This is a genomic window from Micromonospora sp. B9E7 (assembly GCF_039871815.1).
Taxonomy (GTDB): Bacteria; Actinomycetota; Actinomycetes; order Mycobacteriales; family Micromonosporaceae; genus Micromonospora.
Map to the genome: position 1 here is coordinate 487100 of NZ_JBDPLX010000002.1, position 22384 is coordinate 509483.

23 protein-coding genes are annotated in these 22384 nt (G+C 72.1%); 6 read left to right on the top strand and 17 right to left on the bottom strand.

Annotated elements, in window-relative coordinates; translation table 11 throughout:
- Positions 1-199: 199 nt before the first annotated feature.
- The 3 genes from ABGB10_RS04960 to ABGB10_RS04970 form a co-directional block, all read right to left on the bottom strand.
- Entirely contained in the window at positions 200-484 is a 285-nt protein-coding gene (locus tag ABGB10_RS04960; protein WP_347659709.1) for a GlsB/YeaQ/YmgE family stress response membrane protein, read from the bottom strand.
- A gap of 433 nt (positions 485-917) precedes the next feature.
- Complete coding sequence (gene lepA, locus ABGB10_RS04965) at positions 918-2792, bottom strand: translation elongation factor 4 (RefSeq protein WP_347659640.1); 1875 nt, start codon at positions 2790-2792, stop codon at positions 918-920.
- A gap of 115 nt (positions 2793-2907) precedes the next feature.
- Positions 2908-3444 (bottom strand): DUF4240 domain-containing protein, encoded by a 537-nt coding sequence (locus tag ABGB10_RS04970; RefSeq protein ID WP_278141130.1) that lies wholly within the window; start codon positions 3442-3444, stop codon positions 2908-2910.
- 61 nt (positions 3445-3505) lie between these two features.
- On the opposite strand from ABGB10_RS04970, the gene ABGB10_RS04975 reads away from it, so the two are divergent.
- The gene (locus ABGB10_RS04975; RefSeq protein ID WP_347659641.1) at positions 3506-4492 is read left to right on the top strand and encodes an aminoglycoside phosphotransferase family protein; all 987 of its coding nucleotides are present in this window, start codon (positions 3506-3508) and stop codon (positions 4490-4492) included.
- Positions 4493-4853: 361 nt separating this feature from the next.
- The gene (gene rpsT / locus ABGB10_RS04980; protein WP_030336508.1) at positions 4854-5120 is read left to right on the top strand and encodes a 30S ribosomal protein S20; all 267 of its coding nucleotides are present in this window, start codon (positions 4854-4856) and stop codon (positions 5118-5120) included.
- Positions 5121-5363: 243 nt separating this feature from the next.
- On the opposite strand, the gene ABGB10_RS04985 is transcribed toward rpsT, so the two are convergent.
- From ABGB10_RS04985 to pepN, 10 genes are all read right to left on the bottom strand, one after another.
- Positions 5364-5786 carry a hypothetical protein gene (locus ABGB10_RS04985; RefSeq protein WP_347659642.1) on the bottom strand — a complete coding sequence of 141 codons (423 nt, stop codon included), beginning with the start codon at positions 5784-5786 and terminating at the stop codon, positions 5364-5366.
- Positions 5783-6763: a DNA polymerase III subunit delta gene (holA, locus tag ABGB10_RS04990; protein WP_347659643.1), complete on the bottom strand. Its 981-nt coding sequence runs from the start codon at positions 6761-6763 to the stop codon at positions 5783-5785. Before holA ends, ABGB10_RS04985 begins: the two co-directional genes overlap by 4 nt.
- 144 nt (positions 6764-6907) lie before the next feature.
- On the bottom strand, positions 6908-9316 hold the full coding sequence (locus tag ABGB10_RS04995; protein WP_347659644.1) for a ComEC/Rec2 family competence protein: 2409 nt from the start codon (positions 9314-9316) through the stop codon (positions 6908-6910).
- The gene (locus ABGB10_RS05000) at positions 9313-10146 is read right to left on the bottom strand and encodes a ComEA family DNA-binding protein (protein ID WP_347659645.1); all 834 of its coding nucleotides are present in this window, start codon (positions 10144-10146) and stop codon (positions 9313-9315) included. Before ABGB10_RS05000 ends, ABGB10_RS04995 begins: the two co-directional genes overlap by 4 nt.
- 140 nt (positions 10147-10286) lie before the next feature.
- Positions 10287-10661, bottom strand: coding sequence for a VOC family protein (locus ABGB10_RS05005; protein ID WP_347659646.1), 375 nt, complete (start codon positions 10659-10661; stop codon positions 10287-10289).
- A gap of 274 nt (positions 10662-10935) precedes the next feature.
- On the bottom strand, positions 10936-11790 hold the full coding sequence (locus ABGB10_RS05010) for a DegV family protein (protein WP_347659647.1): 855 nt from the start codon (positions 11788-11790) through the stop codon (positions 10936-10938).
- A 61-nt stretch (positions 11791-11851) separates the two neighbouring features.
- Positions 11852-12481, bottom strand: a complete 630-nt coding sequence (locus tag ABGB10_RS05015; RefSeq protein ID WP_347659648.1) for a histidine phosphatase family protein — start codon at positions 12479-12481, stop codon at positions 11852-11854.
- Entirely contained in the window at positions 12478-12885 is a 408-nt protein-coding gene (gene rsfS / locus ABGB10_RS05020; protein ID WP_282257105.1) for a ribosome silencing factor, read from the bottom strand. The genes ABGB10_RS05015 and rsfS overlap by 4 nt, the downstream gene beginning before the upstream one ends.
- Before the next feature lie 110 nt (positions 12886-12995).
- A complete protein-coding gene (nadD, locus tag ABGB10_RS05025; RefSeq protein WP_124817466.1) occupies positions 12996-13592 on the bottom strand; it encodes a nicotinate-nucleotide adenylyltransferase in 597 nt (198 codons plus the stop codon).
- Between the two features lie 243 nt (positions 13593-13835).
- Positions 13836-16352 carry an aminopeptidase N gene (gene pepN / locus ABGB10_RS05030; RefSeq protein ID WP_347659649.1) on the bottom strand — a complete coding sequence of 839 codons (2517 nt, stop codon included), beginning with the start codon at positions 16350-16352 and terminating at the stop codon, positions 13836-13838.
- A gap of 69 nt (positions 16353-16421) precedes the next feature.
- Between pepN and ABGB10_RS05035 the strand changes: the two genes are divergently transcribed.
- Positions 16422-16640: a DUF397 domain-containing protein gene (locus ABGB10_RS05035; protein WP_030491749.1), complete on the top strand. Its 219-nt coding sequence runs from the start codon at positions 16422-16424 to the stop codon at positions 16638-16640.
- A gap of 96 nt (positions 16641-16736) precedes the next feature.
- Here the strand turns inward: ABGB10_RS05035 and ABGB10_RS05040 are convergent, their stop codons facing one another.
- Complete coding sequence (locus ABGB10_RS05040) at positions 16737-17144, bottom strand: hypothetical protein (RefSeq protein ID WP_347659650.1); 408 nt, start codon at positions 17142-17144, stop codon at positions 16737-16739.
- A gap of 157 nt (positions 17145-17301) precedes the next feature.
- On the opposite strand from ABGB10_RS05040, the gene ABGB10_RS05045 reads away from it, so the two are divergent.
- Both ABGB10_RS05045 and ABGB10_RS05050 read left to right on the top strand, forming a co-directional pair.
- Entirely contained in the window at positions 17302-18549 is a 1248-nt protein-coding gene (locus ABGB10_RS05045; RefSeq protein ID WP_347659651.1) for a cytochrome P450, read from the top strand.
- A 76-nt stretch (positions 18550-18625) separates the two neighbouring features.
- The gene (locus tag ABGB10_RS05050) at positions 18626-19576 is read left to right on the top strand and encodes a glycosyltransferase family 2 protein (RefSeq protein WP_347659652.1); all 951 of its coding nucleotides are present in this window, start codon (positions 18626-18628) and stop codon (positions 19574-19576) included.
- A gap of 67 nt (positions 19577-19643) precedes the next feature.
- Here the strand turns inward: ABGB10_RS05050 and ABGB10_RS05055 are convergent, their stop codons facing one another.
- The 3 genes from ABGB10_RS05055 to ABGB10_RS05065 are packed head-to-tail and all read right to left on the bottom strand — an operon-like array spanning position 19644 to position 21608.
- Positions 19644-20294, bottom strand: coding sequence for a DUF3618 domain-containing protein (locus tag ABGB10_RS05055; RefSeq protein WP_347659653.1), 651 nt, complete (start codon positions 20292-20294; stop codon positions 19644-19646).
- Positions 20291-20758: a phage holin family protein gene (locus tag ABGB10_RS05060; RefSeq protein ID WP_347659654.1), complete on the bottom strand. Its 468-nt coding sequence runs from the start codon at positions 20756-20758 to the stop codon at positions 20291-20293. Before ABGB10_RS05060 ends, ABGB10_RS05055 begins: the two co-directional genes overlap by 4 nt.
- Positions 20759-20789: 31 nt before the next feature.
- Positions 20790-21608 carry a hypothetical protein gene (locus tag ABGB10_RS05065; protein ID WP_347659655.1) on the bottom strand — a complete coding sequence of 273 codons (819 nt, stop codon included), beginning with the start codon at positions 21606-21608 and terminating at the stop codon, positions 20790-20792.
- A gap of 231 nt (positions 21609-21839) precedes the next feature.
- On the opposite strand from ABGB10_RS05065, the gene ABGB10_RS05070 reads away from it, so the two are divergent.
- Entirely contained in the window at positions 21840-22331 is a 492-nt protein-coding gene (locus ABGB10_RS05070) for a DUF4383 domain-containing protein (RefSeq protein ID WP_347659656.1), read from the top strand.
- Positions 22332-22384 lie beyond the last annotated feature (53 nt).

Below are 22384 nucleotides of genomic sequence, written 5' to 3' on the forward strand. Positions count from 1 at the left end.
GTGGGCGGGACTGGCCGAAGCGTGGCGACCGTACCGCAGCGGTCCGACCAACGGCGCTGCGGCACCGGGTCGAAGTCGGGCACACCCGCACGAAAGAGCGCCCGGCCTCGGCCGGGCGCTCTTTCGATTGGTGCTGTCCTGTCAGTGCTGTCCTGCCAGGTGATGCAGGGTCGTTATCGGGTCACGTGATGCAGGGTCGTTATCGGGTCACGCGGCGGCGGCCACCGACACCAGCCACCAGAGCAACCGCGATCGCCGCCACGACAACCTGCACCAGCAGCTCGCCCCAGTCCACACCGCTCGTCTCCGTCGCGATCCCGATCGCCCGCGCCAACACCGTACCCAGCAGCGCCGCACCCACACCGATCAACAGGTGCAGCCAGATCGGCATGTTCTGCCGACCCGGAACCACCAGGCGGCCGAGCGCGCCGACAATGAGACCAACAACGATCGCAGTGATGATGCCCCACACGGTGAGCTCCACGGCCACCCTCCCTCAAAGAATGTCTGACACACGATGTGTGCGCTTCCTGTCGTGACCGTTAGATGCCCGAGCCACCGAAAATCCAAACCGACTCAGTCACAGACAAGTTGTCAGCCGTCGATGCCGGCAGGCTGCGTCGGTTGGATCAGGCTCGCGTCCACACAGGTCAGGCATCATGTTGCCCAGGGCGACGACTCCGACAGAGCTCAGAAAATCCTTCCACCGATCCTGCGGACAACCGCCAGACCGAGGAGGCGCGATGCGCACGCACGCCCCGCCCGCGCGCCCAAACCGGTGATCTCGCGCGCCCACGCCGGTGATCAAGAGGTTTGCGTCAGAATCCGGGGCTCCGATGACGCAAACCTCTTGATCACCGCAGGAAGCGGCAGGCAGCGGCGCAGGCGGCGACGGGGGGGTGGGTGTAGGGGTGGGGTTACTTCTTGGGGGCCTTGTTGTCGCCGGAGTCGGAGGAGAGGGCGGCGATGAAGGCCTCCTGCGGCACCTCGACCCGGCCGACCATCTTCATCCGCTTCTTGCCCTCCTTCTGCTTCTCCAGCAGCTTGCGCTTACGACTGATGTCACCGCCGTAGCACTTGGCGAGCACGTCCTTGCGGATGGCGCGGATGGTTTCCCGGGCGATGACCCGGCTGCCGATGGCCGCCTGGATCGGCACCTCGAACTGCTGGCGCGGGATCAGGGTACGCAGCTTGGCGGCGATGGTGACGCCGTAGTTGTACGCCTTGTCCTTGTGCACGATGGCGCTGAACGCGTCCACCGGCTCGCCGTGCAGCAGGATGTCCACCTTCACCAGGTCGGACGCCTGCTCGCCGGAGGGCTCGTAGTCGAGCGACGCGTAGCCCTTGGTGCGGCTCTTCAACTGGTCGAAGAAATCGTAGATGATCTCTGCGAGGGGCAGCGTGTAGCGCAGCTCCACCCGGTCGGCGGAGAGGTAGTCCATGCCCAGCAGGGTGCCGCGCCGGCCCTGGCAGAGCTCCATCACCGCGCCCACGTAGTCGTTCGGCGTCAGCACGGTGGCCCGGACGACGGGCTCGTACACCTCGGCGATCTTGCCGGTCGGGTACTCGCTCGGGTTGGTCACGACGATCTCCGCGCCGTCGTCCGTGATCGCCCGGTAGACGACGTTCGGGGCGGTGGAGATCAGGTCGAGGTTGTACTCACGCTCCAACCGCTCTCGGATGATCTCCAGGTGGAGCAGGCCGAGGAAGCCGCAACGGAAGCCGAAGCCGAGCGCGCCGGACGTCTCCGGCTCGTAGTCCAGGGCGGCGTCGTTGAGCTTGAGCTTGTCCAGAGCCTCACGCAGGTTCGGGTAGTCGGACCCGTCGATCGGGTAGAGGCCGGAGTAGACCATCGGCTTCGGGTCCTTGTAGCCACCGAGCGGCTCCGCCGCCGGCCGGCTGTTGATGGTGACGGTGTCACCGACCCGGGACTGCCGGACGTCCTTCACGCCGGTGATGAGGTAACCGACCTCGCCGACGCCGAGCGCCTCGGCCTTGACCATCTCGGGCGAGATGACGCCGATCTCCAGCAGCTCGTGCACGGCGCCGGTGGACATCATCTTGATCCGGTCGCGGGCGCTGATCCGGCCGTCGATGACCCGGACGTACGTGACGACGCCGCGGTACACGTCGTACACCGAATCGAAGATCATCGCCCGGGCGGGCGCCGCGGCGTCGCCGACCGGTGGGATGAACTGCCGGACGATCTCGTCGAGCAGGTGCGGGACGCCCTCGCCGGTCTTGCCGGAGACCCGGATGCAGTCGGCGGGGTCACCGCCGATCAGGTGGGCCAACTCCTCGGCGTACTTCTCCGGCTGGGCAGCCGGCAGGTCGATCTTGTTGAGCACCGGGATGATGCGCAGGTCGTTCTCAAGGGCCAGGTAGAGGTTGGCCAGGGTCTGCGCCTCGATGCCCTGCGCGGCGTCGACAAGCAGCACGGCGCCTTCGCAGGCGGCCAGCGACCGGGACACCTCGTAGGTGAAGTCGACGTGCCCAGGGGTGTCGATCATGTTGAGCACCGCGTGCTCACCGGCCCGCTCACCCTCGCGGATGGTCCACGGCATGCGGACGGCCTGGCTCTTGATGGTGATGCCGCGCTCGCGCTCGATGTCCATCCGGTCCAGGTACTGCGCGCGCATCTGCCGGGGGTCGACCACACCGGTGAGCTGCAGCATCCGGTCGGCCAGGGTCGACTTCCCGTGGTCGATGTGGGCGATGATGCCGAAGTTCCGGATGCGACCGGGGTCGGTGGAACCAGGGGCGTTCGCGCCGGGATCGAGCTTCGGTGGCACAGCGGTCCGTTCTGGTCGGCTGACGTGAACAGGCCGGCGCGCCGCCGACCCCCTCTATGTTCCCACGCCGCCGGGGTACGCCCACTGCGCGGGCGATGGATCGGCCCGAGGACCCTCACTCCAACGGCGGCTCGACGAAGAGCGCGGCCAACCGGGGTAGTCGTCGACGCGCCTCCTCCTCGTCGTCGAAGTCCCAGAAGTCGTTGAGGTCCGGTGTCCGCACCGGGTCGCGGTCCGCCGGCAGTTCGGTCGCGGTGGCCTTGCGGTACGCGTCCCAGGGCACCGACAGCATCCGCTCGGCGGAGAACTCCTCGCCGCTGAGCGAGGCCGCCCGCACCTGGGGCAGTTCGGCCAGCGAGTCCGGTTCGGCGACCGCGCGGGCGAAGACCGCCCGCCCCTGGGTCATCAACCAGCCCCGGAAGTGCTCGAAGCCGTCGGCCGAGGCACCGCCGTTGATCAGGTACGCCGCGCCCCACAGGTCCGCCTTGTGCGACGCGGCCAGCACCCGCGTCTGGTGTCGGGCGTACCCGACGATGTCCTCCGGATCGCGCTCGGCGAGCAGGGCGACGGCCCGCGCGGCGACCGGCCCGGGCTCTCCCCCGCCGCCGGCCCGAGCCTCGTCGATCAGCTGCCAGAAGTCCTCGGTCCTCATGGCTTGGCAGTCTGGCAGTGTCGCCGCGCGTCGCGCACGCACCCCGGGGCAGCATGGTGTGGTGTCCTCTCCCCCGTTGCCGCCGGTGCCCTACCACGCGAGTGCCAGGCGTCCGTCGTGGTCGGCGCTGCCGGCGACGCTGCGGGCCGCGGTCGCCGACCGGCTGGGCGCGCCCGTGGTCACCGCCCGGGTCGCGGGCGCGGGCTTCACCCGCGGCTTCGCCGCAGTGCTCCACACCGCCGACGGTCTCCGGGCCTTCGTGAAGGCGGCACCCGCCGCCGAGCAACCGCACCTGGTCGAGTGGTACGCCCGGGAAGCAGCGATCCTGGATCGGCTGCCGGCCGACCTGCCGGCACCCCGCCCCCGGTGGACCCTGTACGAGGCTGGCTGGTTCGTGCTCTGCACCGACGCCGTCGACGGCCACACCCCACGTCTGCCCTGGGCACCCGCCGAGTTGGACGCCACCCTCGCCGGGTACGCGGAGGTCGCCGCCGCCCTGGCCGAGCCGCCGGCCGAGCTGACCGCCCTCGGTCTGCCGCACCTGGCCGACCTGGCCCGCTCGGACATCCTCTGGTGGGAGGAGGTCGCCGCCGGCCGGGAGCCGACCCCACCACTGCCCGAGTCGGCACTGGGCCGGCTGCCCGAACTCGTCGCGCTGGAGTCCCGCCTCCCCCGGTACGCCGCCGAGGCGACCGGCCTGATCCACGGCGACCTGCGGGTCGACAACGTACTGATCGGCGCGGACGGCCGAGCCTGGTTCTGCGACTGGACCTGGGTGTGTGCCGGGCCGGCCTGGTTCGACCTGGCGGGCCTGCTCCTCACCGCGTACGCCAGCGGACTCGACGCGGACCGGCTCTTCGCCACCCACCCGGCGACCGCCGACGCACCCCCCGACGCGTTGGACGCGACCCTTGCCGCGTTGGCCGGCTACTACCTCACCGGCGCCGCGGCGGCACCGGCGACGGCTTCGCCACACCTGCCCGCTCACCAGCGGTGGAGCGGCGAACAGTCGCTCGACTGGCTGTCCCGACGCCAGGGCTGGCGGTGACAGCGCCCGGCGGCCCCACGCCCCGGCGCCCCGACGGCCCGGCGCCCCGACGGCCCGGCGCCCCGACGGCCCGGCGCCCCGACGGCCCGGCAGCCCGGCAGCCCGGCAGCCCGTGATCGACTCGGGTTCCTTGAAGTAGGGCTATCAGCCATGGTCGGATACCGCGGTTTCCACGAAGTCGAGTGGATCAAGCGTCGAGCGTCAGGTTGAGGCCGCGACCCGGGACCGACCCCGTTCGGGCCGAGCCGTTTTGGCTCGTCCCGGCCGACCTGGTAACCTGGCTCTTCGCGCAGCGGTGACGCATGTTCGTCATCACGCGCAATAAGCTGACCAACCCGAGCTATCAAGACGAGGCTGTCGCGTGGCGAACATCAAGTCCCAGATCAAGCGCAACCGGCAGAACGAAAAGGCCCGGCTGCGCAACAAGTCGGTCAAGTCGTCGCTGAAGACCGCCGTCCGGAAGTTCCACGAGGCTGCCGAGGCCGGTGACGTCGAGAAGGCGACCGCGCTCATGCTGGACGCCTCGCGCAAGCTGGACAAGGCCGTCAGCAAGGGCGTGATCCACTCCAACCAGGCCGCGAACCGCAAGTCCGCGATCGCGAAGCGCGTGGTGGCGCTCTCCGCCTGACGACTTCACCGTCAGACTGATTCGGAAAACCCCGGGCCCCAGGCCCGGGGTTTCCGTGTGTCCGCAGTCCGGCCGGCCAGGCTGCCCGGTTCAATGGGCCCGCCCCAGCCGGAGGGTCGCGCGCGGAGCCCGACGGATCAGGTGCCCGGACCCGACGGGTCGCGCGTGAACCCGATGGGCCGCGCGCTGGACCCCACGGGCGGCACGCTGGACCCCTGACAGGTCTCCACCAGGCCGGCGGGCTCAGTCTGGCGGGTGGGCGCGGCGAGCAGGTGGCACCGAGTCTGCGGTGATCACCACGCCGGTGACGCTGTGCGAGATCCACTCCACCTGGGCTCGCCCGACCGCCGGTTCCATCTGGCGGCGGAATCGGTCCCGCTCCTGCTCGGGCACGAGCGCTGCCGAACGGACCACGATCGCGGCCACCATGTCGTTGAGCTTGACCATCGCCGCCACCACGACGGGCAGCACCAACACCGCCCACCAGGTGACCAGTTCGGCGAGGGCGAGCAGCACCGCCAGTGCGATGGTGCCCTCGAAGAAGACGAAGCACAGCACGCCGCCGGGGTTGACGAACCGCAGGCCGAGGATTCGGGCGTAGAGCGGCCGGTACCGCTCCTCGTCCACGGGAATGGTGGCCCACGCCGGGCGGTTCGCCCCCGTCACCTGGCGCTGCCCTGCCGGGCCGCCGCGACGGAGAAGACCGCGCGTTCCAGGGCGTACGCCCGGTCGTCTGAGCCACCCTTGACGGCCGCGTTGCACTCGGCGGCGACCTGCATGGCCCGGACCAGGCCCTCCGGGGTCCAACCCCGCCCCTGCCGCTGCGCCCGCTCGATCTTCCACGCGGGCATGCCGAGGCTGCTGGCGAGCTGGTACGGGTTACCCCGCCCGGCCGACGCCACCCGGGCAACCGTGCGCACTCCGTCGGCCAGGGCGTCGGCGATGGGCACCGGGTCGACCCCGACGTGCAGGGCCCAGCGCAACGCCTCCAGCGCCGCCGGCACGTCACCGACCATGGTGGCGTCCGCCACCGTGAAGCCGGTCACCTCGACCCGGCCCCGGTAGTAACGGGCGACCGTTTCGGCGCTGATCCGCCCATCCGTGTCGGCGACCAGCTGGGAGCAGGCGGCGGCCAGCTCGCGGAGGTCGTTGCCGACCGCCGCGATGAGCGCCTCCGCGGCGTCGTCGGTGCACTTCGCGCCGGCTCGGCGAATCTCGTCCCGGACGAAGGCCACCCGGTCGCGGTGTCCCTTGAGCTTGGCCGCCGGTACGACAGTCGCGCCGGCCGCCCGCAGCCCGTCGGCGAACGCCTTGCCCTTGGCGGCACCCAGGTGCAGCACCAGCAGTTGGACGTCCGGGTCGGGATTTTTCGCGTACGCCAGCAGCGCGGCGACCAGGTCCTTGCGGGCGTCCTGACCGGAGCGCAGGATCAGCAGCCGCCGCCCGCCGAACAGCGATGGGCTGAGCATCTCGGCGATCTCGCCGACGGTGAGCGCAGCGGCCTGGTATTCGCGGACATCCACCTCGGGGTCGACGCTGCGGACCTTCGCGACAGCTTCGGTGACCGCGCGCGTGGCGAGCAGCTCCTCGTCACCGAGGACGAGCAGAATGGGGGCGAGGCTGGCGGGGGTCACGCCGCCCATATTCGCACGCCCCAGGGCGGGATCGTGCCTGCTCATTCGCTGCCTGGTCGGCGCAGCCTGCACACAACGCAAATCCCGACATCTATCTCAATTGCCGCTTAACTCGTAAGTCCGGTGGAGTTGGCCCGCCCCGAACCGGGCGTCTCAGGGCTGCCGGCCCGGTGGCACCCCTCGGTGGGCCACCGCCAGGCCGCTGCTCGTCCGAACCGCTGCCAGGTCGCCATCGGTGTCGGTACGCAACACCCGGGCACCGTCCCTGCTCAACCGACTGAGCAGCCCAGGGCTCGGGTGCCCGTAGGTGTTCCCCGTGCCGACCGGCACCATCGCGACGGCGGGCCGCACCGCGTCGAGGAACCCTGAATCTTGGTACGCCGAACCATGGTGGGCGACTTTCAACACGTCCGCCCGCAACTGGCCGGGGGCCGCCCGCGCCACCATCGCATGCTGCTCCTCGGCCTCCGCGTCTCCGGGGAGCAGGATCCGCACCCCGGCCACTGTGGCGAGCAGCACCAGCGAGTTGTTGTTCGGGTCGGACCTGGTGCCGGCCAGCGGGTACGGCGGGCCGAGCACCAGCAGGTCGACCCCGCCGACGGGATGTCGAGCGCCGGCCGCGGTGGTCAGCACCGCCGCCCGTCCACCGGTCGCCGCCGCCCGGACCAGCTGACGGCCTCCTTCCGGGTCCGTCGACGACGGCGTCAGCACGGCACCCACCCGCCGCCCCCGGAACACCCCGGCCACCCCTCCCACGTGGTCGGCGTGAAAGTGGCTGATCACCAGCAGTGGCACCTCCCGTACGCCGAGCCGTCGCAGGCAGCCGTCCACCGCACCCGGCTCGGGCCCGGCGTCCACCACCACGGCCCGGCCGGGGGCGACCGGCAGCACCACGGCGTCGCCCTGACCCACATCGCAGACCACCACCACCCAACCCGGCGGCGGCCATCCGGCGAGGAGTAACCGCACCGGAAGCGCACCGAACACCGCAGCGACGCCGACGACCGCCACCAGTCGTCGTACCAGTGGCCGACGCACCGCGACCAGCAGCGCGACGGTCAACGCGGTCAACAGCAGCGCGCCCGGCAGCCCGCCCAGCCACGGCAGGGTGCCGCCTGGCAGCCGAGCGCCCTGCCGGGCGATGACCACCAGCCACCAGGCCGGCCAGCTCGCCAGCCAGGCGAGGAACTCGGCACCGCCCGGCCAGATCGGCGACACCATGGCCGCCAGAACGCCCAGCACTGTCGCCGGCGCGATGGCCGGCACCGCCAGTAGGTTGGCCGGCACCGCCACCAGGCTGACCGTGCCGGAGATCCCGGCGACGACCGGGCCACACGCCAGTTGCGCCGCCGCCGGCACGGCCAACGCCTCCGCCAGCCCGGCCGGTACGCCCCGGCGACGCAACCCGTCCCGCCAGCGCGGCGCGAGCAGCAACAGGCCGCCGGTGGCCAGCACGGAGAGCGCGAACCCGGGATCACCGGCCAACTCCGGGTCGACCAGCACCAGCACGGTGACGGCAGCGGCGAGCGCGGGCAGCGCGGCTCGGGACCGACCGGCGGCCAGCGCCGCGAGGCCGATCGCTCCCATCGTCGCGGCCCTTACGACGCTCGGCGACGGGCGGACCAGGATGACGAAGCCCACCAGCGCGACCCCACACAACCCGACAGCGAGCCACGGGCCAGCGCGTGCCCAGCGGGCCAGCAACAACACCGCTCCTACGACAATCGCGACGTTGCTCCCCGAAACGGCATTGAGGTGGGTCATTCCGGTGGCTTGGAAATCCGCCTCGACGGCGGGCGGCAACCGGCTGGTGTCCCCCACCACCAGCCCGGGGAGCAGGCCACCCGGATCGTCGGGCAGCGGGGCGCAGGCTCGTTGCAGGCCGGACCGCAGCGACCCGGCGGCGCGCTGCGCCCAGGACGACACACCGTGCCGCTCCGGCGGACCGTTGGTGCTGAGCACGGCCGCGGTGAGGTCGCCACCGCGCGGAACGCCGAGCCGGCCGTCGGCACTGAGTCGCTGCCCGGGCAGCAGGCCCCGCCAGGCCGGGTCGGTCGTCAGGACGAGCAACCGCACCGACGCGTGGACACTCCGGCCGTCCGGCCCGGTGAGCCGAACCAACTCCGTCGACACCAGCAGCATGCCCGGCCGGCCGGCGCTCCGGATCGGACGCGGATCGTCGCGGACCACGAGGTCGGCGGTGACCGGAGCGCGCTGTTCGGCAAGGGCACGGATCGGTGCTGCGTCCCGAACGGCGACCCGGGCCGCGGTGGCCGCCGCGCCGCAGACCACACCCAGGCCGACCGCGACGACGATCCAGCCGAAACGGCGGAAGGCGGCCCGGGGTTGGCCGAGGCGGCCGAGCAGGTGCAGGGTGCTCACCGCCGTCGCGCCGGCTGCCGCCCCGGCGACCACCACGAGGGGGCGGGCGCCGAGGTGGAGACCGGCGAGCGCGGTGAGCCAGGTGGCCACCGCCAAGCCGGCCAGCCGCAGATCCGGCGGGGAGGTGGGGGCTTGCCCGACGCCCACGCCGCTCGACGCCCCCGGGCCGACGCCACTCACACCGTCACCAGATCCTTGAGCTGCTCGTACCGCGCGTCGCCGATCCCGTCGACCTGGCGCAGGTCGCCGACGGCCTTGAATCCGCCGTGCTGGTCCCGGTGGCTGAGGATCCGCTGGGCGAGCACCGGCCCGACCCCGGGCAGCGCGTCGAGCTGGGCCAACGTGGCGGTGTTGAGGTTCAGCGGACCCCCGGCCGTTGCCGCCCCGCCGGCCACCGGGCCGACCGGTGCCGGCGGAGGCGTCACCCCGATCACGATCAGCTCACCGTCGGTGACCTTGCGGGCGGGGTTGAGCAGCGCCACGTCGACGCCGGGCAGTGGACCGCCCGCCGCCTGCACCGCGTCGGCGAGCCGCGCCCCGGCCGGCAGCCGTACCAACCCGGGCTTGCGGACCTTGCCCGCGACCGCCACCACCAGCTCGCCGGAGCCGGACGCGCTGGGGTCACCCGCCGGGGCGGCCGACGCGGTCTCGCCGACCAGCGGTACGACCGGTTCGGACTGCGGCCGGGACCGCCAGGCCCAACCGGCCGCCCCCAACACCACCACCACGGCGACGACCGCCAACGCCCGCACCCCGCGCCGCCCGGGGTCGAACGCCCCCGGGCCGACCAGTCGCGACTCCGGCTCGACCGTGAGGCCGCCGGCGGCCGGCTCCGCGAGCGGCGACGCGGCCCGGGTTGGCAGCACGCCATCCGGGGGTACGAGGGCAAGCGGCGCGCCACCCACGAGTGCGCCAGCGAGCGGCGCTTCGGGCCGGGGCGGCGGTGCGACAACCGTCTCCGTCAGCCGGCGTAGACGCTGGCGTACCTCTGTCTCCTCGTCGTGCGACACAGCGCGACGCTATGGCGGCGGACGCCGCAGCGGGACGCGCCGCCATCGCCCTGTGGACAAGCAACGCCACTGTGGACAACGCCCTGATCATGCCCCGGTCTGCTATGGCTGCACGGGCCGGGCCGCCGTCGAATCGACCGCTACAGGTACGGCCGAGTGATGATCTCGATCGCGTGTCCCGCCGGGTCGAAGAAGTAGAAGCCCCGCCCACCGTGCTCGGTGTTGGTCTCCCCCTCCCGTTCCAGCTGCGGGTCGGCCCAGTACGTGATGCCACGCCCCTCGACAAACCTCAGGCACCGCGCGAACAACTCGTCGTCGACGAGGAACGCGTAGTGCTGCATCTGGATGTCCACGGGCGGCTCGGCGAACTGGAGCAGCACGCCCTCGTCCAGTTGGACGTTGACGAACGGCCCCCACGACGGTGCCTCCGGCAACTCGAACAGCTCCCGGTAGAAGGCGGCCGAGGCGTTCTTGTCCTTGCTGGCGACGATGGTGTGGTTGAACGTGACTGTCATACGTACCGTCTTCTTCCCGGTCGATCCGCAGACCCGACCGGAAGCTGACACCCCTCACCCAGCCACACCGATGACAAAACCCCGAGGGCACCGACGCCCCGGATCCTGCACGAGAGACGCGTGCATCGCGTCGATCTCGGCGTGGTGGCTGAAGAAGCCAGAACCTCCGGGGGGTAGGCCCATCTGGGGCGCGCACGGAGGCTAACACAGCGGGACGAGGTGGATCGTGCACAGCTTCTGCACCGCCACGGCCGCCACACCGGACCCCGCCGGGTCAGCCGGCCGGACGGCGGTGGACGACGACGCAGGCCAGACCCGGACCGGCGTGGGCGGCGACGACCGCGCCGGCCTCGGAGACGTACGTGTCGTGCAGCCGGTCACCGAACCGCCCGGTCAGCGCGACGAGCAACGCCTCGGCGCGCTGCGGCGCGGCCAGGTGATGCACCCCGAGATCGACGTCGTCGTCCCCGGCCGCCTCGACGGCCAGGTCCACGAGCCGGGCCACCCCCCGGCTGGCGGTGCGGACCTTCTCCCGCAGCACGATCGCCCCGTTTGGCATGTGCATGATCGGCTTGACGGAGAGGGCGGTCCCGAGCAGCGCCTCGGCGGCGTTGATCCGGCCGCCTCGGCGGAGGAACTCCAGCGTGTCGACGTAGAACCAGACGGTGGTGCGGGCGACGGCGGCGAGCGCCGCGTCGCGTACACCGGCGAGGTCGACGCCAGCCTCGGCGGCGGTGGCGGCCGCGATGGCCGGGAAGCCGAGACCCATCCCGGTCGAGCGACTGTCCACGACCTCGACGCGGCCGTCGAAGTCGGCGGCGGCCAGGCGGGCCGCCTCGACCGTGCCGGACAGGGCGGCGGAGATGTGCACCGAGACGATCCCGTCGGCGCCGTCGTCGAACAGTCGGCGGTAGGTGCGGGCGAACTGCTCGGGTGCCGGCCGGGAGGTGGTCGCGGTGACCCGGCGGGCGCTCAACGCCAGGGTGGCGTCGGCCGGCTGGGTCTCCACCCCCTCCAACCCCTCCGCACCGTTCAGGACGACTGTCAACGGCACGACGGTCAGCCGGCGCGCCTGCACCAGCTCGGGCGAGAGGTAGGCGGTGGAGTCGATGACAACCGCGACGGGCATGCCCGGCACGCTAGCCGATCGAGGCGTCGAACGACGAAGCGCGATGACGCTCAGCCGCGACTCAGACGGCGTCGACGGCGACCGGGGCGGTGATCAGGCCGACGTTGTGCGCCCGCAACTGCCAACCCCGGACGTCGTCGTGGCGCAGCTCGGTCCAGTGGCAGTTGGCCAGCGAACCGACGCCACGCAGCACGGCGGCATCCCAGCCGAGCAGGTGACCGACGCCCTGCCGGGAGGCGCCGCCGTGGGTGGCGACCACCACGGTGCCGCCCGGTGCCGCCTGGGCGGCCTCCAGCAGCGCGGCGGAAACCCGCTCACCGAGGTCGTGCAGCGGTTCCAGGTCGACGCCGGGAGCGGGGTCGCCGGCCCGCCAGCGGGCGTGCTCCTCGGGGAAGCGCTCGGCGACCTCGGTGAGGTGCAGGCCCTGCCACTGGCCGAAGTGCCGCTCGCGCAGCCGGGCGTCGGAGCGCACCGGAAGCCCGGTGAGCGCGGCGAGCGCGGCGGCGGTCTCCGCGGCGCGGCTCAGGTCGCTGGCCACGATGGCGTCGGGCCGCAGCGCCGCGAGCAGCGGCGCGGCGGCGCGGGCCTGGTCGCGGCCCAGCTCGTTGAGGGGTACGTCGGTCTGCCCCTGGACGCGGTTGGCGGCGTTCCAGTCGGTGTTGCCGTGCCGCCAGACGATCAGCTTGGTCATTCGGCGGCGGCGGACCCGCTGGCGTCAGCCTCGACCAGGTCGCGGTCGACGAACGGGATGGTGGGGCAGTCCTTCCAGAGCCGGTCGAGGGCGTAGAACTCGCGCTCCTCGGTGTGCTGGACGTGCACCACGATGTCGACGTAGTCGAGCAGCACCCAGCGGCCACCACGCTCGCCCTCGCGCCGCACCGGCTTCGCCTTCTCCGGCAGCTCCAGCAGGCTCTCCTCGATGGCGTCGACGATGGCCAGCACCTGACGCTCGTTGGGGGCGGCGGCGAGCACGAACGCGTCGGTGATGGCGAGCTGGTCGCCGACGTCGATGATCGTGATGTCCTGCGCCTTCTTGTCGGCTGCGGCCTGGGCGGCCGCGATAGCCAGCTCGTGAGCGCGTTCGGAAACTGTCACCGTTCTCCTTCGATCAAGCGTGCGATCCTCCAAGCGTCTCACACCCGGCGATGCCCCGACCGGGCAGTTCTGGTCGGTTTGACGCATAAACAGGGGCATACCGGGCGGGTTCAGCGCTGATAGAGGCTCCGCTTGGCGATGTACTGCACCACACCGTCGGGCACCAGGTACCAGACCGGTTCACCCCGGGCGACCCGGGCACGGCAGTCGGTCGACGAGATGGACATCGCCGGCACCTGGATCAGGCTGACGGTGTCCGCCGGGAGGTGCTTGTCGGTCAGCGGGAAACCGGGCCGGGTCACGCCCACGAAGTGGGCCAACTCGAAGATCTCGTCCAGGTCCTTCCAGGACAGGATGCGTTGCAGAGCGTCCGCTCCGGTGATGAAGAACAGCTGCACCTTGGGGCCGTACTCGGCCTGCAGGTCGCGCAGGGTGTCGACCGTGTAGGTCGGCCCACTGCGGTCGATGTCGACCCGGCTGACCTGGAAGCGGGGGTTGGAGGCGGTGGCGATGACAGTCATCAGGTACCGGTCCTCGGCGGGGCTGACCGGCTCGTCGGCCTTCTGCCACGGCTGCCCGGTGGGGACGAAGACCACCTCGTCCAGGCCGAAGCGGTCGGCCACCTCGCTGGCCGCGACGAGGTGCCCGTGGTGGATCGGGTCGAAGGTGCCACCCATGATCCCGATCCGCCGGATATCTTCCTCCACCCCGTGATCGTAGGCCGACCGGGTCGGCGGCCCATTCCGGCCCGTCGGGTCATGCCCGCGAGGGGCGGCGCCCCGGCGGTGATCGACTCGGTTTTCTGGAACTCGGGGCATCGAACCGGCCCGGACACCGCGTCTTCCTGAAGACCGAGTCGATCATGGGATGCCGAGTCGGTCACGGCGAGCAGACACCGGGTGGCGCCCCGGCCATCCCGCGCCCGACCAGCCTCACGCTGCCGACCTGCCTCACGCCGCCGCGGCGGCCACCGCCGTTCGCGCGACCAGCGCACGGCGCAGGTCGTCGTCGGCGTCGGTCACCACCCGGCGCAGCCCGGGAGCCAGGTCGTCGCGGGCCAGCAGCGCCGTGGCCGCCTCCCGGGTCGGCTGCGCCACCGCGTAGCGGGGGAACGCCAGGGCCGCCACCCGGTCGGCCGTCCAGGGGGTACGCCGACTCGCGGCGGCCGGCATCTCCGCGAAGTATCGATCGACGTACGCAGCGGTCAGCTCGGCCTGCTCGGGTTGCCAGAAGCCCTCGGCGGTCGCCTCCAACAGCCGACCGGACAGATCGGTGTCGCCCACGATGATCTCCCAAGCGGCCTGCTTCGCTGCCGGGTCGGGCAGGGCGGCCCGGCAACGGGCGGCCCGTTCCGCGCCCGTGGAGCTGACGTCGGCGGCTGCCTCGATGGCGATCTCCGCCTCGCCGGCGGCACCCAGCACCACCAGTCGGCGCAGCACCGCCCAGCGCAGCTCCGCGTCGACCTTGAGGCCGGCCGGCACGTCCCGGCCGGCGAGCCAGCCGACGAGCAGGTCGGCGTCGGTGGTCGCGGCGATCCAACCCCGTGCGGCGGCGAGTTGCAACGACTCTCCGGCCGGAGCGCCGTCGAGCAGGCGCTGACACGCCCCGGCGAGCCGGGCCAGCGCGGTCGACCGGGTCAACGGGTCGAGGTAGCGGTCGACGAGCGACCGGCTGAGCGTCAGCACGTCCTCCGCGATGATCACCTCGGTCTCGGTGGGCAGCGCGGCGACCATCAGGTCGACCAGGCCGGTCACCGGCCGCTCCCCGTCGGTCGCCGCGTCCAGCGCCTCGCCCCACAGCACCGCCCTGGCCAGCGGGTCGGTCAGACCGGGCAGCACCAGCGGGACGGCCTCGGCCGACGCCGGGTCGAGACGCACCTTGGCGAAGGTGAGGTCACCGTCGTTGAGGAGCAGCAGCCGGGCCGCCGGCAGGCCCCTCAGCTGACCCAGCACGGTCCGACCACCGTCGACGGCCGGGTCGATGTCCACCTCGTCGCGCTGGACGGTGCCGTCCGCCGCGTAGCGGCCCACGCCGATCCGGTGGGGGCGCAGCACCGGGTGCGACTCGGGTGCGGTCTGCACCACGGCCACCTCGGTGTAGCGGCCGTCGGCGTCGACGGCGACCTCGGCGCGCAACGTGTTGACCTGCGGCTGGCGCAACCACAGCTCGGCCCAACCGGAGAGATCCCGCCCACTGCTGGCGGAGAGGCTGGTGAGCAGGTCGTCGAGGGTGGCGTTGCCGAAGCGGTGCGCCGCGAAGTGGGCGTTCAGGCCGGCGAGGAACGCCTCGTCGCCGAGCCACGCGACCAGCTGCCGCAGCACGCTGGCCCCCTTGGCGTACGAGATGCCGTCGAAGTTGAGCAGGCCCTCGTCGGTGTCGGTGACCTCCTGCGGGGCGATCGGGTGGGTGGAGGGTCGCTGGTCGGCGGCGTAACCCCAGGCCTTGCGGCGCATGGCGAAGGTCGTCCACGACTGGTCGAAGCGCGTCGCCTCGGCGGTGACCCGGGTGCCCAGGTACTCGGCGAAGGACTCGTTCAGCCACAGGTCGTCCCACCAGCGCATGGTGACCAGGTCACCGAACCACATGTGGGCCATCTCGTGGGCGATGGTGCTGGCCCGCTGCTCGCGCTGCGTGTCGGTGACCGCCGAGCGGAAGATGTAGTCGTCGCGGAAGGTGACGATGCCCGGGTTCTCCATCGCGCCGGCGTTGAACTCGGGCACGAACGCCTGGTCGTACTTGCCGAACGGGTAGCGCTCGGTGAAGAGCTGGTGGAACCGGTCCAGGGACTGCCGGGTGACGGTGAAGATCTCCTCGGCGTCGGCGTCCAGGTGCTCGGCCAGCGACCGGCGGCAGTAGATGCCCAGCGGCACACCGTCGTGCTCGGCCCGCCGGACGTGGTACGGCCCGGCGATCAGCGAGAAGAAGTACGTCGCCAGCGGCGCACTCGGGGCGAACTCCCACCGACCGGGTGCCGGGTTGGCGGCCACCTCGGCGTTGCCGGCGACGACCCACTCCGGCGGAGCGGTCACCGAGAGGGTGAACGGGGCCTTGAGGTCGGGTTGGTCGAACGCGGCGAAGATGCGCTGCACGTTGTCGAGGAAGGACTCGGCGTAGAGGTAGGTCTCGCCGTCGGCCGGGTCGACGAAGCGGTGCATCCCCTCCCCCGTCTTGGAATACGCCATCTCCGCCTCGACGACAAGCGTGTTCTCCGCACCGAGGCCGTCGAGCGGCAGCCGGTTGTCGGTGAGCAGGCCGGGGTCGAGGTCACGGTCGTTGAGGCGTACACCCAGCAGTGTGGCGGGCTTGACCTCGGCGAAGGTCGCGGTGCCGGCGGTCGCCCGGAACCGGATCTCGACCCGGGAACGGAACAGCTCCGCGCCACCGGTCAGGTCGAGGTCCACCTGATAGGACTCGACAGTAATCGCCGCGCCACGCGCGGTCGCCTCTACACGGGTCAGGCTCGGCATCCGCTTATCCTGCCCGATGGGGATCGGCACCCGGTCACCACACGACCCTCGGCACTGGAGGAAAGAACCATGGCGCAGCACCCCAAGGGCGACTTCGACCTCTCTCGGGCGGTCTGGCAGCGGGCCGAGGGGGACACCTCCGACAGCGCCGTGGAGGTCGCCTTCGTCGACGATCTGATCGGGATGCGCAACTCGGCCGAGCCGGAAGGGCCGGTGCTGGTCTTCACCCAGGCCGAGTGGGACGCGTTCGTGGCCGGTGCGCAGGACGGCGAGTTCGACCTGGACTGATCGCGCCGGTCGGTGTGCGGCTGCCGTGCCGGTGCCCGCAGTCGGGGTGCCGGCACGAAGCCCTCCGCGGCCGGAGCGACCGCCCCGGGCTGGTGGTCAACCATCGGCCCGGCCTGGACCGTCGCCGTCGCCCCAGCCGAGGCCGCCCGGGCCCGCGGCGTGGTGGAAACCAGGGTGATCGGCGACGTCGACGCAACGCTCGCCGTCCGGGCCGACCGCACCGCAGAACAGCCGCTCGGCCCGCTGCCAGGCGTCCGCCGGCGACAGGGCCGCCGCACCGAGCGCCACCTCCGGGCGGAGCAGGCTCAGCGCCTCCGCGTACGCCACGGCCAGCTCACGGGCCTCGACCGCGTCGGGCGCGGTGAAACCCAGGTGCACGGTGAAGAACCGGCGCGGCCGGGTGGGCCGCCGGGGCGGCCCGATCAGTGACCGCCCGTCACGGCTCCCGCCCAGCGCCCCGAGCGCCCGTCGCTGCCGCCAGTGCGGTGATGTGTTGTCGCGCATCCGCCCCTCCCCCATGGTTGCCCCACCAGCAGCAAACCAGGTTCCGCTGCCCCTGGGAGGGGCCAGCCGGCATGCCGTCGGCGCGGGGATTCAGCGGCGGCGACCGGGGTACACGCAGCCGGCGGCGACCGGCCGCATCCGTGCGTGAGGAGACCCGATGGCGAGCATGCCGGCCGACCGGAGCCCGGACAGCACCCTCGCGCTGCTCCGCGCCGGCTACCGGTTCATCGGCGAACGCTGCGAGCGGTACGACAGCGACGTCTTCCGGACCCGGATCCTGCTCGCCCCGACCATCTGCCTCCGCGGCCGCCCGGCGACGGAGTTGTTCTACGACACCGAACGCTTCCAACGCGCCACCGCCATGCCGCTGCGGGTGCAGCGCACCCTCACCGGTCGGGGTGGTGTGCAGGGCCTCGACGGGCCGGAGCACACCGACCGCAAGGCCATGTTCATGTCGATCATGACGCCGGCCGCCATTCGGCAGCTCGGCCAGCTCTTCGACGACGAGTGGCGCGCTCGGATCCCGGCCTGGGAGGCCGCCGGGCCGGTGTCGCTCTACGACGAGCTGGGCCGGCTGCTGACCCGGGTGGTGCACGCCTGGGCCGGGGTGCCGCTGCCCGCGTCGCAGGTCGAGGACCGCGCCGTCGAGCTGCACGCCATGATCGAGGCTCCGGCGGTGGTCGGCCCCCGGCACTGGCGGGGACGCCTCGCCCGTCGTCGCGCCGAACGCCGGTTCGCCGACCTGGTCGAACGGACCCGGGTCGGTCTCGCGCCGGCGCCGGCCGGCAGCGCCCTGGCCGTGATCGCCGAACACCGGGACGGGCGGGGCAACCTGCTCCCCCGTCGGATCGCGGCGGTGGAACTGCTGAACGTGCTGCGCCCGGTCGTCGCCGTCGACCAGTACATCACCTTCGCCGCGCTCGCCCTGCACGACCACCCGGGCTGGCGGGACCGGGTCCGCGACAACGACGAGGCCACCGAGCACTTCGTCCAGGAGGTACGCCGCTACTACCCGTTCTTCCCGATCGCGGCGGCCCGGGTCCGGCGCTCCTTCGACTGGCAGGGCCACCACTTCCCCCGTGGCCGACGGGTGCTGCTCGACCTGTACGGCACGAACCACCACCCGACGCTCTGGCCGGAACCGGAGCTGTTCCGTCCGGAACGGTTCGCCGGTCGACGCGTGGACCCGTTCGAGCTGATCCCGCAGGGCGGCGGTGACCACTGGGCCGGGCACCGGTGCGCGGGTGAGTGGATCACCATCGACCTGATGAAACGGGCGGTCGCCAACCTGACCACCGCCATGCGCTACGACGTGCCGGTCCAGGACCTGACCCTGGACCTACATCGGATGCCGGCGCTGCCGCCCCTCGGCCTGACCCTCACCAACATCCGCCGCACCGACTGATCGGACGATGCTCGTGCGCGGTCGACCACGGCGTGCAGGGGTACGACGGGCACCGGATCGGCCGGTCCGCCTGCCGATGACGTACGTGCTGCCGCTGCGCTGGCACTCCGACAGCGGTCTGGTCGAGTTGACCGACTACCTGCGCTGGCTGGCCGACCGCGTCGACGTGCTCGTGGTCGACGGCTCGGCACCGGACCTCTTCGCTCGGCACGCCGGCGCCTGGGCGGGGCTGGTGCGGCACCTCCCACCCAACGCCATCGGTCCCGGCCTCAACGGGAAGGTGGTGGGCGTACGCACCGGCGTACGCGCGGCAGAGCACGAACACGTGGTGATCGCCGACGACGACGTCCGGTACGACCAGGCCGGGCTGACCGCCGTGCACCTACTGCTCGACCAGGTAGACCTGGTCCGCCCGCAGAACTACTTCGACCCACTGCCCTGGCACGCCTGGTGGGACACCGGCCGGACGCTGCTCAACCGGGCGCTCGGCGCGGACTACCCGGGGACCCTCGCCGTGCGTCGCAGCGCCTTCCTCGCCGTCGGCGGGTACGACCCGGACGTGCTCTTCGAGAACCTGGAACTGATCCGCACCATGCGCGCGTACGACCGCTCCGAGGCCGCGCCGGCCTGGCTGTACGTACGCCGGCTGCCTCCGGACGCCGCGCACTTCCGAAGCCAACGGGTCCGTCAGGCGTACGACGATCTGGCCCAGCCGGCGCGCCTGCTGACCGCGCTCGCGGTCCTGCCGGCACTGGCGGCGGCGGTCGCGGCCCGACGACCCACGCTGGTACTCGGCGCGGCCGCCGGCACCGTCGCCCTCGCCGAGGTGGGTCGCCGCCGAGCGGGCGGCGCCGTGGTCTTTCCTCCGACGACGGCGCTGGCGGCGCCGGTCTGGCTGCTGGAGCGCGGGGTGTGCGGTTGGCTCGCGGTCGCCCAGCGCTTCCTGCTCGGCGGCGTCCGGTACGGCGACAGCCGGATCCGCCGGGCCGCCCACCCGACCCGTGCCCTGCGACGCCGCCACCACTGACCGCACCCCACGACGCGACAGCTCGCGGTCACCGGGGTGGCCGCGAGCTGTCGGGATGGCGGTGGAATCAGGAGTTGACCTGGTGCCGGGACTGCTGAGCCTGGTCCCTGACGTCGTGTGCGGCGGACCTCGTGTCGTCCTTGACCGCGTGCACGGCGTCCTGAGCGGTGGACTTCACCGACTCGGCGGCCTGCTGGGCCGGCCCGCGCAGCTCCTCCTTGAGCTCGCTCGCCACCGCGCCCAGCTTCTCCGTCACCGCGCCGCCGTGCTCGCCGACCCGCTCCTTGAGCTGGGTCGCGGCCTGCTGCTCACGGCGGGAGGCCGGGATCAGCGACGAGGCCAGCCAGCCGACGCCGAACGCGATCAGACCGGCGGCGAGAGGGTTGCCCTGGGACTTCTGCCGGATCACCCGCGGAGCGCTGTGGGCGGCGTCGTTGACCGTGGCTGCGGCCGACTGCGCGGCGTCGCTGACGCCGGAGGCCGCCGACGAGGCGCGGTCGCCCACCGAGTGGGCGGCATGGCCGGTGCCGTGGCCGAGGTCAGACGCGGTTCCCATGACCTTGTCCCTCACATTCTGCAGAGCGGAACGGGCCCGCTGCTTACGGTCGTCGACGACGCGGCTGGGGCTGACCTTGTACGCCAACGCATCCACATCGGAGCTGAGGCTGTTGCGGGTGGCTTCGATCTCCCGGCGGATCTGATCGGGATCGGTGCTCATCGGGTGACTCCCTCCGGGTGCGGCTTGAGCGCGTCGGGGATCCGCTGCACGCTGTCGTTGGTCTGCTTGAGCCCGCGTACGTGCTGGGCGTTCTTCTTCGCCATGGAGTAGAGGGCGGCGGCGACCGCGGCCCAGATCACGGCCACGATCAGCGCGGCCAGGCCGGAGTCCATGACGTTGTCGAGAAACTGCCACACGGCGATGGACACGAAGAGCGCCACCATGTAGCCGCCGAAGCCGGCCCCGCCGAAGAGCCCGGCCGCCTTGCCGGCCTTCTTGCCCTCCTGGCGGATCTCGGCCTTGGCCAACTCGACCTCCTGACGCATCAGCGTCGACAGGTCGGTGGTCACCTGACGCATCAGGTCGCCCAAAGAACTGCTCTTCACCTCGTCGGCGGTGTGCGGGGCACCCGCGTCGGGGTGGTAGCCGGCGCCCGGTCCGGGCCCCTGCGTCGGCATGGTCATGCCGTCGCCTCCCTTCGGATGACTCGGCGGCTCACGGGCGGGGGCTGCCGCTGGACGGCACGCCCGGCAGCGGATCGGTCTGGGTCACCGGCGGTAGCGGCTGACCCGTGCCGGAGTGCTGCGGGTAGTCGCCCCGGGTGGGCTCGGCGTAGCTGCCCGGCGTCGGGTCGGCGTAGCCACCGGACGTCGGGGCCACGTAGCCGCTCGGCGTCGGGGCGGCGTAGCCGCTCGGCGGGACAGCGTCCGGCGTGCGGGGCGTCGGCGTCGGCGTCGGGATCACGGCGGTCTGCTCCGGGTCGTACGCCCCGGCACCCCGGTAGGTCGAGGATCCGTTACCGGAGTCGTCGCCAACGGCGGAGATGCTGCGGGTCAGCCGGCCGGCGAGCACGCCGAGAACCGCCGCGCCGACCAGGAAGGTGCCCGGGTTGCGCCGCGCGTAGTCGCGGACCTCGGTGATCAGGTCACCGGGCTCGCGCTCCTCCAGCCAGCCGGCCACACCGTGCACCCGGTCGGCGGCCTGGCGGGCCAGCTCGGTCACCGGGCCGGCCTGGCCACCCTGCTCGGCCATCGAGCGCATCTCGTCCGCCAGCGAACGCAGTCCACCGGCGGCCTTGCGCTGCTGCTCACCGGTCTGGCTGGCGAGCTGGGTGCGGGCCTCGCCGTACAGGTTGCGGGCCTGTCGGGCCGCCTCACGGCCGACCTCGGTGCCCTGCTCCCTGGCGGTCTGGGCGACCGCGCCGCCAGCGTGCGCGGCCTCCGAACCAACCTGGCGCGCCTGGTCGCGGACGCCACCGCCGTTGGCCGACTCCTGCCCGTACGTGGAAGACGTAGGTGAAAGATCGTAAGACATGATGTCCCTTCCGCTCGGAAAGTCGTCGCGGTTGTGCTGGGGGGATGCCGTCGCGTCGCCACGACCGCTGACCATTCACCTACCCTGCGTTCTGGCTTCCATACCTCTTCGTGCATTCCTCTGCGCGGCTGGTCGGATCGACTTCAAAATGGAGGATCGTCGGGCTGCGTCACCACGCCGCTGCGGACAGTGAGGTTCGCGAGGGCTGGCAGATCCACGGAGGGGGCAGCGATGGCACGAGGCGCGCGAGGTGGCCGACCGGCCGCTCCCCGACCCCGGGTCCAGTTGGCCGCGCTGGCCGTCGCCGGCGTCTTCCTGCTGATCGGCGTCCTCGGCTTCATCCCCGGCATCACCACCGACTACGGCGAGCTGAGATTCGGCGGACACCACTCGGACGCGCGGCTGCTCGGGCTGTTCCAGGTGTCGATCCTGCACAACGCGGTGCACCTGATCTTCGGGCTGGCAGGCCTGGCGATGGCCCGCAGCGTCGCCGGCGCCCGCGTGTTCCTGGCCGCCGGCGGTGCGATCTACCTGGCACTCTGGCTCTACGGGCTGGTGATCGAGGCGATCAACCCGGAGGGCGGGGCGAACATCCTGCCGGTCAACGACGCCGACAACTGGCTGCACCTCGCGCTCGGCTTCGGGATGCTCGCGCTCGGGCTGCTGCTGTCGAACCAGGCCGGCACCGGCGGACGCCTGGACAGTCCCGCCGACCGCCGCTGACCTGGCGCTACGGGTTTCGCGGTCGCGCTGGCGGGGGTAATGGACCAGCGAAG